Here is a 12,004-nt window from a genome sequence, read left to right as displayed (position 1 = left end):
AAGCAACCTGATAAGAAAAAAAAACCCGGAAATTTCCATGAGGTGAAAAAAACGGTTTTAGGTATTGCCATCCTTTTGGCGGTCTGCCTGACCACGGCCATGCTGGTTGATATTTTTCTAAAAGCCCGTCGCCCTGTGGCACCGGAAACCCAGACGGACAAAAAAAGGGGGCCTGTGGCACCGCCTCAGGCCCCCGCCCCGACGCCACCAGAGGACAATTCCCTGCCTCCCCAAAAAAAGGACCGGCCGGCCATTGAACCCAAACTCATAACCAAAGCAGAGGGCCTTAAGGAAAAGCAGCATCCCCCGGATAAAAGCACTATTACTAAAACACAGGTACATAAAAAAGGTTCGGCCATTGTTTATGAAGTGTATGATGATGTAACGCCGCCCCCCCCCAAAAAGGTTGTACCGCCGAAAAGGAATGATTTTGTTCCTCAGATTGCTATTATCATTGATGATATCGGATATGACAAAGAGCTGACCATGGACCTGCTCAACATAGATAAGAATATCACCTTCGCCATTCTGCCCTTTTCTCCTGCCGGAACCCAACTTGCTCACAGCCTGTCGGCAAAAGGGGCGGAACTGATGCTGCATCTTCCCATGGAACCGACCGAGTATCCCAAAGTCAACCCAGGGCCGGGGGCGTTGTTCTCTAAGATGTCCCCGGAGGAACTGTTAACCCAGCTTCGCAAGGATATCCATGCGATTCCCGGCACAGTAGGGGTAAATAACCACATGGGCTCGAGGCTTACGGCCGATTCAGATAAAATGAATCAGATTTTCACGGTACTGAAACAAAACAATCTCTTTTTTGTTGATTCCAGGACATCTGCTGAATCCAAAGCAGAGCAGTGCGCCCGCATGTTTCAACTGAAATTTTCCCACAGGGATGTGTTCCTGGATAACGTCCAGAATGTTGAGTACATTTCAGGGCAAATCGAAAAACTTATCAAAGAGGCCAAGGAAAATGGCAGTGCCATTGGTATCGGCCACCCCCACCAGGCCACCCTGGATGCGCTGAAAAGAGAACTTCCCAAAACCAGGGGCAAGGTCCGGCTGGTCCCGGCCAGCAGACTTGTGGAGGTCCCTTCGGGTTAACCCTGCAATTTTTGCAGGGTTCAGGATATTTCAAGATCCTGATATAATTCCAGGGCCTGGTCCACAGGTATCCGTTCGGGCAGGCCGTCTTCAAAGCAGGCAACAAAATGGTTGTTTACGGCAGTTAAAAGGGTATTCATCCGGTCAAGGTCCAGCAGATCAGAACGATCCAGTTTTTTTACGCCCTTGAAATTTTTAGGGCAAAAATCCACCATGGCCCTACCCTCTTTTTCCATGTACAGGGGATATCCGTGGGTTCTGCAGATAATGGGGCGGGCCTCATAGACCATACATACATGGTCCACAAGCAGGGGGCATGTGCGATCGGTCTGCTGTGCCTGCCCAATAATCCTTTCCCGGCATGGGGCATCCAGGCGACTGAAGGCCCGTGACAGGACAAAGGCCTCAACCGGAAACAAAGACAGGTGTCTGCAGCACGCATCACACCCTTTTTTGCAGGCAAGCCGGTCTTTATGGACCCGGGCAAGCCTTTGGATATGCTCATCCACCCGTGAGATCAGATCCATGTAATTTTTCAATAGATTGTCAAGCACATGCTCAGTCACTGTGTCTCCCCTCCTTTCGTCTATTTTCAGCACCTCTTATACCTTACTTACTATGAAATGCAAACGATCCGGATATTGAAAAGTGTGATTGCAACGGCTATAGCACAGGTCATGGCTTGCCATCATTAATAAAGCAATGGGTTACCCTCCGTACCCGAAATAGATTTTCCAATCAGAATTTCCGTGTTAAGGTGGGGGAAAACATCAAACGAATCAGGATATGGATTTTCTTGTATTTGCCGCAGGATTTTGCATCATTGCCCTGGCTGCCAGGCAGATCGGCGACACATTTAAACAGGCCGGCTTTCCCCTGATCAGCGGTTTTCTATTCACCGGCATCATTGCCGGCCCCCATGTACTGAACCTGATACCCAGCCAGGCCATCTCAACCCTGACCTTTGTGGATCAAGTGTCGCTGGGGCTGATCGCTTTTGCCGCAGGCGGGGAGCTCTATCTGAAAGAACTCAAGTCAAGGCTGACTGCCATTGGCTGGATTACATCGGGACTTGTGATCTCAACCTTTACAATGGGTTCACTGGCATTTTTTGCCCTTGCCGACCATATAACTTTCATGGCGGCCATGCCGGTTTCAGGAAGAGTTGGCGTGGCACTGATTGCCGGAGCCATTCTTGTGGTAAGGAGCCCCGTCCTCGGCCATTGCCATTATCAATGAGCTCAGGGCCAAGGGCCGGTTTACAAAAACGGTCATGGGCGTGACGGTCATCATGGACGTGGTGGTCATTGTGCTGTTTGCCACAGCGATCACCACGGCGGACGCCCTCTTTACAGGATTGACATGGAATACCGGGGTTGTCCTTTTTCTGATCCTGGAGATCGCATTGTCCATCTCCCTTGGTATTCCGGTCGCCGGAATTTTATTTTTTATCCTCCGGCTTCCCGCCTCCTTTGTTTTAAAATCCGTGTTGATCCTTTTAACCGGATACCTTATTTTTATCGGTTCCCTGATCCTTCGGGCGTACACCCACCATAAAATAAATATTGAAATCCTGATTGAACCCCTTCTGGTCTGCATGGTGGCCGGTTTTTTGACTGCCAATTCAAGGAGGTACAGGAAAGAATTTCTTGATTTACTCCACCGTACCGGTCCAGGGATTTACATTGCCTTTTTCACCCTGACCGGGGCCTCCATCCGGCTTGATACCCTGGCCGATACCTGGCCGATTGCCCTTATCCTGTTCGGTGTTCGCGTCTTTGCCATATTTACAGGCTCTTTTTTAGGGGGGTGTCTGGCCGGAATTGGCGTCCAAAGCAGCCGGACTTACTGGATGGCCTTTATCACCCAGGCCGGCCTCGGGCTTGGGCTTGCCAAACAAGTGGGAATAGAATTTCCCCAGTGGGGCCCTTCTTTTTCCACGCTTATTATATCCGTTATTATCCTTAACGAAATCGTCGGCCCCCCGTTGTTCAAACTGGCCATCAAGCGGATGAAAGAAGATCACTCCCCGGCCAAGCCCAATGCCTTGACCGCGCCACAAAATGTGGTAATTTTTGGAACCGACAGCCAATCTACCGCATTGGCCCATACCTTGTTTTCCCATGGGTGGCAGGTGAAACTGGCCCAGCCAAGGGGGGGATCGACCCTATCCAGCCTGGAAAACAGCCGCAAGATACCTGTACAGGTTGTGGACGGGTTTGATCGCAAAGCCCTTGAACAAATCCAGTGCCAAACAGCAACAGCCATTGTGACCCTGCTGAGCGACAGGGAAAACCTGGATATCTGCGAAACCGCCTTTGAGCATTTTGCCACCCAGACCCTGGTTGCCCGCCTCAATGACCGCAGTAACTTTAGCGCATTCCAGGATCTCAACGTATTGGTGGTGGATCCGTCCACCGCCATTATCGGGTTGCTGGACCACTTTGTCCGGGCACCGGAGGCGGCTTCCCTGCTGATGGGGTTTCAACGGGGCCGGGATGTGGCAGACGTGACGGTCCGCAACCCGGACCTTGACGGCATTTCCCTAAGAGACCTTCGCCTGCCCTTTGACTCGGTGATCATAGCGATCCGGCGCAGGGGAACGCTCTCTGTCCCTCATGGATTTACCCGACTGGAGTCCGGAGACCGGGTCACAGTCATGGGCACCACGACAGCATTACAGGAGATTGCCCTGCGTTTCGGCCGACACGAGGGCCAGGCCGCTTTAAATCTGATGGAAATGGCCGCACCTGAACAATTGAAGCAGGATGTAAAACAGCCCCATCTTAATGAAAACGGACAAAAAGACTGGTTTGATCATCTGGTGGAAAAGGCCGTGGTGGCTGATCTTAAGCAGGAAATGGACAAAAACGCCTTTTTTGAACTGGCCGCAAAACAGATGAGCAAACAGGTGAACATCTCTGCATCCACCCTGTTTGAGATGCTTAGCCAAAGGGAAAACGAAATGACCACGGTGCTGGCACCGGGACTTGCCATCCCCCACATTATCATTGAAGGAGAAAACCAATTTGGTATGCTAATCGTCAGAAGCAAAAAGGGAATCATTTTTTCGCCCCAAACCCCAAGCGTTCATGCCGCATTTGTACTGGTGGGCACAAGGGATGAGCGCAATTTTCATCTTGAGGCCCTGTCCGCCATCGCCAAGATCGTCATGGACCCGAGATTTGAGCATAAATGGCTCAGGGCCATGTCTACCAAGGCGCTTAAAGAGTTGCTCCTGAATGCCGACCGGAATCGCCGGTCAGCTGCGCCTTTACAAAACGGCTTCTCCAAGCAATAATTCAGATTGAGAATTGCTGCAAACGCCCCTTTAAAGTTGCTTTTTCGTGCCGAACCCGGTATGGATTAGCCAACTTGAATGACAGCCTTGGGCTGACGCATGACCTGCAATGAAATATGCAAACAATCCACCGAATTATTGTAATGTTCATCTACCCTCACTGGAGAAGGATATGCATTTTGAATGCAGGGGCATGACTTTCACCTACCCGGAGGCGGACAAACCGGTTCTGGAAAATCTTAATTTTTCCATGGCCGCACCCGGATTTAACGCTGTTTTCGGGCCATCAGGCGTGGGGAAAACCTCCTTTGCCAGAATTCTTGCCGGCGGCAGCAGCGGCCCCGGGGGAAATGCGTTGATTTATGAAGACATTTCCACCATTTTATATTCTTACAACCAGGAACGTCTGCCCGGCTGGTCCAGTACCGGCAGCCACCTGGAAAAGGTGTGCCCCCCAAAAAATTCAGATCTTAAAGAAGAACTTGTCAAAATTTTCAACGTGGAAGCTCTCTTGGGATCACGATTTTCCCAGTTATCCATGGGCCAGCAAAACCGGATGAACCTTATCCGCTACCTTATCCAGGACTTTGACCTGTTGATACTGGACGAAAGTCTTGCCAATGTGGATGAAGCCTTACGGGAAACCATTATCCTGGCCATAAAGGAGATATTTCCGGCCAAGCTGTTTCTTTATATTTCCCACAATCTCATGGAAGTGGCCCGATTCTGCAAAGAGATCCTGGTGTTAAGCCATCCCGGTAAAAATAAAGGCGCCGTCGTGGTGCAGGGCCAAAATTATAAAACAGGATATACCTCAGATCCCCAGGCCATTGACCGGTCCATGCTGGAGATTATGAATGCTGTTTAGACGAATCTACCAGTTTCTGATTGTCTATTGCATAGGCGTTGTCGGCCTTTTAACCGTCAAATATGCTGCGGGCCTGTCCAATTATGTTATCCCCGGTTTAGCGGTGATCTTTGATACCGCACACCGTATGCTTGGCGGCTATTTCTTTGACGTACTCAATACCCTTTCCGTAACTGTTCTGGGGCAGATGATCTCGATTTTCATGGCCTTTTTTGTGGGAATCATCGGCCGCAAATCATCCTGGGCAGGCTCATTTATCAAAGTCATGGCCTATAACATCCAGGCCTATCCCATTGTGGCCCTGGCTCCGATTATTTTCATTCTCCTGGGGGACGGATTTTTATCCCGCCTGCTCATTGCCTCCATGATCTGTTATTTCCCTTTGCTGCTGTCGGTGTTAGGAATCATGGCATCGCCCATAAAGGACGTTGAACATTTTTACATTGCCACCGGCCGGATGCGCTGGCAGCTGGAAGTCAAGATCCGGGCCTTTGAAAATCTAAACAAGCTGACCACGGTGATTTCAGGATCCGCCACACTGGCCATGGCCGGCACCATTGTGGCGGAATTTATTGCAGCAGATCAAGGCATCGGTTACAGTATACGCATTGCCCTGTACCAGAGCGATCTTGCCCGCATTCTTGTGGCCCTGTTTTCCATCGGCATTATTATCTCGGTTTACCAGGGCATTCTGGAAACCGTGGGCGAACAAATGAAAACCAAATGGTTCGCACCAAAGGGAGAATATCTGTTATGAATAAAAAGTTTAAAACCAACACCATAAACGGGGCAGGACTTATTGTCCTTTGCATGATGTTTTTTGCTCTCACACCTGCCTTTGCCGGCGATACCCTTAATTACCGTCTAAAATGGCTGTTCAACACCTCTGTGGCCGGTGACATCATTGCCGATACCGGCGGCTTTTTTGAAAAAGCAGGGCTGGATGTTTCCGTAAATGAAGGCGGGACCGGAAAAAATGCCATCAAGGAACTTGAGCTGGGATATGCAAACTTTGGCGTGGCATCTGCCGACCAGGTCATCCGGGCCCTTGAAAAAGGCGCCGACGTGGTGGTGTTGGCCCAGCTGTTCCAGGTCAACCCCATGCAGTGGATCTACCGGTCGGACCTGCTTGAAATCAAAAGCCTTTCCGATTTAAGGCGCCGGCATATCGGGATCACCTTCGGGGGGAATGATGAAACCATCATGATCACCCTTTTAGCCAAAGCAGGGCTTACATTAAAAGATATCCGCATCTCCAGCGTCAGGTTTGACTTTACCCCGTTTCTGAAAAAAGAAGTTGAGGTGTGGCCGGTATATCGCAACTCCCAGGGGGTTATCTTAAAAGAGAGGCTGGCCGCAGAAGGCGAGCAGGTAAAATTTTTGAACCCTGCGGACTATGGTGTATCCTTTGTGGCCAACTCGGTCGTGACGTCAGGCACCATGATGGAAAAACATCCGGACACGGTAAATGCTTTTATGGCGGCGCTGCTGTCGGCCTGGGAATTTGCCGTGGATCCGGCCAACGAAGCCCAGGTTTTAGCCCAGATCAAAAAAAAGGATAAAGGCACCAGAGACGATATTCGCCAAAAACAGCTTGAAGCCACCCGTCCGTTGATCAAACCGGACAAAGGGATAAAAATCGGTATCATTGATACCGGGGCATGGCAGCAGACTGAAAGCATCATGGTTAAAGAAAAACAGATCGTGGCCCCGGTTGATGTAACAAGCCGCCTGGTTGGACCCAAAAAATAGCGTAACCTTGAGTGAGATCATTGTTTTGTCTATTCAAGCCCAAGGGCAGGTCCGGCCCTATGACTTATTCATAGATTTCCAGAATTTCTTGCTCCAAAGCAACTACGGCAACGCTCAGGGCAACGCAGCAGAAACCGGCCATGCGCTCTGATGAGGGAGAGGCGCTGCCAGATCAGTCACGGTGCCGATAAAGTCTTTTTCCAGCTTTGCCGTAAAATGATCCCATTCCAGGCCGAACCGATAAAAGGCCATGGCCGCCAGTTTTTTGGTGATGATGGCGTTCCGGTATTCCTGCATGGGATCGGTATTGAGGATGTCTGTGATCCGCTTTTTCCCGATTAGTTTGACCAAAGTCTCTGGGATATAGGCCGCCAATATTTTCCAAACCAGGGTTTTCTGCTTTAATATGGTGTTGAGTCTGGTTCGGAATGTTTCCTGAAGGGCCAGGATCTCTTCCCCTGCCTTGTCCGATTGCGCAAAAAGCGGAATGGTCGGATCTGCTTTACTGCGGCGGATTATTATCTTTGTTTCCGCTGCCGCATGGGTTTCAACAAGACCTATAATCTCTCGAATCAGGGCACCGCACACTTTAGAATCTTCAAGTATGGCGGCCTCGTATTGGTCCCCAAGAAGGAAACCCGGGAGGACTTCGGCCATGACCGAGGAGAATAGGCCGCCCTTGTTGGCAGTACTATCCTTGAGGTGCCGGATGCAGGTGTTTGTCGCAATATGCCGCCGGGCGTCGTTGTCGAAAAAAAGGCCGGCACCTTCCACAATGAATTCAAGTTCCTTGAAATTTTCCAGAAAGGATGTGACGGTTCTTCCGGTGACCCCACCTTTGAATCCACCGCAGGGCAGACAGGCCCGGATGCCGGCCCTGCGAATGTAGGCTCTCATTGCCGGATCAAAGAAAAAGGCCCGGTGGAAAAGGGCACTGTCTTCGATCACGGTACCGTCGGGCAGAAAGATGCGCGCAGCCGTCGCCGGCACCTTGAATCCCTCCGGGGATAGCATGTCCGCAGGAAAGGCCATAGTGCCCGCGGCGATGCCGGTACGCGCGGCTAAGACCAATTTTTCCAATTCACCTGGATCCAGGCCGGTGGGATCAAAGAGGACGCCTTCGTTGTCTATGGCCAGGCAGATCCTACTCCGGCAGCAGAGCAGTTCATTTCCCCCAAACCGGCCGCCGGGTCCGCCGATGACCATGAGATTAAGATCTTTTTCCCGGATGTCATGGTGGTGGATCAGGGTGCGGAAGGCCGCCATCATAGCCGTGGTGGTCATGCCCAGGGTTTTAATTTTCCCACTGATGTTTTTCCTAACTCTCTCCAGATCTTTGGTGACCAGCTGGGACTTTCCATCGACTTGCAGGTCGCTGAGGCCGTTCGCGGCCGGAAGCAGCGCGAACACCTTGCCGTTGTCCAGAAGACCGTAATTATCGTGGAGGATACCGCAGCCCTTTTCAGTGGCAATGGTCCGCCAGTGGGGATAGCCCCGCTCCTTTGCCCGGAGGGCAACGGTATACATCAGACCTGCCGTGCCCCGATCCGGTTCGAAAAAAAGTATTTCAGGGCGGCCGTAATAATCCATTACATGTTCATTGGGGAGGGTGATATCCAGGATACCTTCGATGAAATCCAATACTGCATCCCTGGAATATTCACAGTAGATTGGATGGAGAACGATTACACCTGCAGCGCCGTCCTCGCAGATGTCCTTATGCTTAAGCCGCCGGTCCCGAGGCCCCAGGATAAAGCTGAGCAGGGCCGCATTTTCCATCTGCCTTTCGTGGGCCGCCGCCCCACCTGTTACCAGGCGCAAACCGCCCCGGGCAATGTCGGCAGACCGCATGTGGATGCCTGCAGCATAGTGGCCGTTGATAAAAAAAATCCCGTAAACAGGCCGGTTATATACCAGGGGGTCCAGGATACCGCTGTCCAGGCGAAAGCTGTAAGCCCGTTTACCCGGGGTATAAAAATTGGTCTTTTGGCAGTTGGTCACAAGCTTTGCCATGAACCGGAAGACCTGCAGGGCTGTGGGGTGTTCTGTGAGGCGGCTCCGGCACATTCGATGGAACGTCTCAAGTTGTTTTGTGAAATCCGCTATGGACCGAAACGAAGCCGTGGTCGGATCAAAACGAAGGGCAAATAATTCATATAAGGCTTTAAGCAGGCCGGGGTGGGCCGTAACAGCGGCCTCAATCGTTCGGATGTCAAAGGCGGCGCGGGCGGCCTCGTGAATCCGGGCGGCAAAAGCCTCTTCACAGGCCCTGTCATCCAGGCGGGACATAATGGCAGAATCACTTTGGGCATTGCTTTCCGAGAAGATGAATATCCGTGCAAAATCAATGGCATTGCCGGCAAAAAGCATTTCCTTGTAGGTCAGCTTTCCTTCCACGTAAAGTGTCGTGACAGGGCCCACATCAAAGGCCAAAAAATCCTGAATATCCCGAATCAGTTCATTTTCCTGGGTCCGTGAAATTTCTCCCCGGATATATATGGAGCAGATAGACGTGGGAACATCGGTGCCGCCCCAATAGGGTTCCCAATAGGCCCGCATGAGGCTGAAGCCGTGGTCTTTGAGTAACTGGCGGAAAATTGGGATTTGGGGGGTGGCGAAATCCGAGTTGAACATGATCCGGGTTTCCGCAGTGGCCGGCAGATTGAAGGCTTCCACCAGGGGCGTCACCGATATCTTGCAATTCCTTAGAAAGTCTTCATACCGCATGCGGGTGGATTCCGGGGTTGCGGTGTAATCTCCGGCAAGGTTGAAAAGAAAGGGAGATGCCTTAAACTCATGTTTGGTGAAATCGTTTACCGTCTCCGGCCGGAAAATATAGGTGTAGTATTCATTTTCCCGGCTGTAGTAATATTCCCTGCGATGGCCGGATATCATGTTTTCCATAAGTTTTTCCATGGCGTCCCGGGTTTCCCGGGTGGCGATGCGGACCCGCTGGACCTCACTGCCCTGCCCCAGGTCAAAGTCGATGTGGGCCACCCGTCCCACCAGGACGACCCGGCCATCCTGGACGGCGATGCTGGAGGTAATGGAGGATAGGATCTGCTTGAGGGAGTCCTTAGTGATATTTTCGAAAAAATAGCTGGGGAGCCCCAAATCATTGAGCAGGATACCTGCGGCCATATTGATGCAATGGGCCGTGATCAGACCCTGGGCGGAAAGATCAATGACCGCCTCGTAGAGAATCCTGATGTTGAGGTTGAGTGCGTCGGCGCGGTCAATGATATGGGGGGATTGGCTGATGTCGGGCAGCAGGTTGCCCATGAGTGTTCCTCCATGCGGATTACAGGCCGGACAGGTAAGATGTCAGGTTAATTTTTTTATTGGTGATGCCCAACTTTTTGCGGATGTGGTTTCTATAGGTTTCCACACTGCGGTAGGAGATGTTCAGCATTTTTCCGATCTCCTTGGAGCCCAGGCCGGCGCGGATCATATTGCAGATTTCGCTTTCCCTGGGCGTGAGGCGTTGGTTGAGGTGACAGATTTTGGAACCAAAGGAAGAGGTCAGCTGGGCGATGTTTTCTTCCAGCAGTCGCAGGTAGTCTTTATCCAGGTCCGATCCCCGGTCTCCCATTTTTTTAACCAGGGGCAGCAGCATATTTTCCACATTGGCCAGAACCCGCTCTTCCAGATCTGCTTTTTCCTCCCGCAGTTGACTCATCACTTCCCGCAGGGCAATATTTTTTTCCTTGAGCTGCTGGTTCTGTTCCTTGAGCTTGCGCCGGGATTCCCGCAGTTCGTTTTCCGCCATTTTCCGCTCTATCGTCCGGCCGAGATGTTCGGCTATAGCATTGATCAGCGATCGTTCTTCGGCCAGAAATGCGCCCTCGTCAAGGTCGGGGCGCTTTTCCAGGTAACAGACCGTGAGGATGCCCATGGGTTCACCGTAGGCAATGATTTCGGCCTGCTGTTTCCAGAAGGTGTTTTTGTAATTTTTGGTGCGGAAACTCTGGTCATTGATGAGGAGCTGGGCGCATGTGATCTCCGGGTACTGCCAGGAGGGAGGAATGATATTGACCACCTTCTGGAAGGTCTCTTCCAGGGAGAGCCCGGTCTGTTCCAGGATCTTGGAAATACCGTACAGGCAGTTGATTTCCTTCATACGTTCCTGGAGATTATGAGCCTGCTGCTTGAAAATTAACTCCATGCGCCGGTGGTCCTGCTCCAATTGTTCAAGCTCCCGGTTGCGGCGGACCAGGCTTTCGATATCTGGCTGCTCCACAGTATGCCCCACTTCCTCCCTCCTAAATTTTTCCAGCCGCCCGATACAAACAGGGCGGCTGATGCTGATATAAATTCGGATATAGCAGGAATTTAAGGGCTATACAAGACCCTGATCCAGCATGGCGTTGACCACTTTTGTAAAACCGGCAATGTTGGCCCCGGCCACGTAGTTGCCCTTCTCGCCGTATTCCTCACAGGCGTCCACGCAGGATTTATGGATGGATTTCATGATGCCATACAGGCGCCTGTCCACTTTTTTCCGGTTCCAGGACATGCGTACGGCATTCTGGGACATCTCCAGGCCGGAAACCGCCACCCCACCGGCATTGGCCGCTTTACCGGGGGCGTAGAGGATTTTGCGATCCACAAAAAGGTCGACAGCTTCCGGGCTGGAGGGCATGTTGGCCCCTTCGGAGATTAAAAAGACCCCGTTTTCAATGAGGTTACGCCCATCCTTGCTGTTAATTTCGTTCTGGGTGGCAGAGGGGAAGGCGCAGTCGGCCTTGATGTTCCACAAGGGATTGTAATCCAGGGCGGCATCTGTTTGAGTGTATACGGCTTCCGGATATTTTTCCGCGTATTCCTTAATTCGACCCCGCCTGACCTCTTTCAGCTCCATGACCCAGGCCAGTTTTTCCCGGTCAATACCTGTTTCGTCGTAGATGAACCCGGAGGAGTCCGACATGGTGACGACTTTCCCCCCCAGGTCCAGAATTTTTTCCACGGTGTACTGGGCC

At 51.6% G+C, this 12,004-nt stretch carries 9 protein-coding genes and 1 pseudogene; 6 read left to right on the top strand and 4 right to left on the bottom strand.

The features are described from left to right. Window positions 1–1,104, top strand: a 1,104-nt coding sequence (locus tag B3D59_RS09875; RefSeq protein WP_286819425.1) for a divergent polysaccharide deacetylase family protein, incomplete at its 5' end; no start/stop codon positions are given. A 20-nt stretch (window positions 1,105–1,124) separates the two neighbouring features. Here the strand turns inward: B3D59_RS09875 and B3D59_RS09870 are convergent. Next, window positions 1,125–1,670: a YkgJ family cysteine cluster protein gene (locus B3D59_RS09870; RefSeq protein WP_286819423.1), complete on the bottom strand. Its 546-nt coding sequence runs from the start codon at window positions 1,668–1,670 to the stop codon at window positions 1,125–1,127. A 220-nt stretch (window positions 1,671–1,890) separates the two neighbouring features. Here B3D59_RS09870 and B3D59_RS09865 point away from each other — a divergent pair, with 220 nt between their 5' ends. The 5 genes from B3D59_RS09865 to B3D59_RS09845 all read left to right on the top strand — a co-directional run bounded on the left by B3D59_RS09865 (window position 1,891) and on the right by B3D59_RS09845 (window position 7,025). Continuing rightward, window positions 1,891–2,343: a cation:proton antiporter gene (locus tag B3D59_RS09865; protein ID WP_286819422.1), complete on the top strand. Its 453-nt coding sequence runs from the start codon at window positions 1,891–1,893 to the stop codon at window positions 2,341–2,343. 40 nt (window positions 2,344–2,383) lie between these two features. After that, on the top strand, window positions 2,384–4,405 hold the full coding sequence (locus B3D59_RS09860; RefSeq protein WP_286819421.1) for a PTS sugar transporter subunit IIA: 2,022 nt from the start codon (window positions 2,384–2,386) through the stop codon (window positions 4,403–4,405). 172 nt (window positions 4,406–4,577) lie between these two features. Continuing rightward, window positions 4,578–5,273, top strand: coding sequence for an ATP-binding cassette domain-containing protein (locus tag B3D59_RS09855; protein ID WP_286819420.1), 696 nt, complete (start codon window positions 4,578–4,580; stop codon window positions 5,271–5,273). Next, the gene (locus B3D59_RS09850) at window positions 5,263–6,030 is read left to right on the top strand and encodes an ABC transporter permease (protein ID WP_286819418.1); all 768 of its coding nucleotides are present in this window, start codon (window positions 5,263–5,265) and stop codon (window positions 6,028–6,030) included. Before B3D59_RS09855 ends, B3D59_RS09850 begins: the two co-directional genes overlap by 11 nt. Then, window positions 6,027–7,025 (top strand): ABC transporter substrate-binding protein, encoded by a 999-nt coding sequence (locus B3D59_RS09845; RefSeq protein ID WP_286819416.1) that lies wholly within the window; start codon window positions 6,027–6,029, stop codon window positions 7,023–7,025. Before B3D59_RS09850 ends, B3D59_RS09845 begins: the two co-directional genes overlap by 4 nt. Window positions 7,026–7,139: 114 nt before the next feature. Here B3D59_RS09845 and B3D59_RS09840 read toward each other — a convergent pair whose 3' ends face one another. The 3 genes and pseudogenes from B3D59_RS09840 to B3D59_RS09830 all read right to left on the bottom strand — a co-directional run. Next, on the bottom strand, window positions 7,140–10,307 hold the full coding sequence (locus B3D59_RS09840) for an NAD-glutamate dehydrogenase domain-containing protein (protein WP_286819415.1): 3,168 nt from the start codon (window positions 10,305–10,307) through the stop codon (window positions 7,140–7,142). 19 nt (window positions 10,308–10,326) lie between these two features. Next, window positions 10,327–11,277 carry a helix-turn-helix transcriptional regulator gene (locus tag B3D59_RS09835; protein WP_286819414.1) on the bottom strand — a complete coding sequence of 317 codons (951 nt, stop codon included), beginning with the start codon at window positions 11,275–11,277 and terminating at the stop codon, window positions 10,327–10,329. A gap of 87 nt (window positions 11,278–11,364) precedes the next feature. Beyond that, a pseudogene (locus tag B3D59_RS09830) lies at window positions 11,365–12,004 on the bottom strand (glutamate dehydrogenase); the annotation flags it as partial.

The sequence above is a fragment of the Desulfobacter sp. UBA2225 genome (assembly GCF_002348205.1).
Taxonomy (GTDB): domain Bacteria; phylum Desulfobacterota; class Desulfobacteria; order Desulfobacterales; family Desulfobacteraceae; genus Desulfobacter; species Desulfobacter postgatei.
The sequence above is the reverse complement of the archived record's forward strand: the minus strand, read 5'-3'. Positions and strand labels throughout refer to the sequence as shown.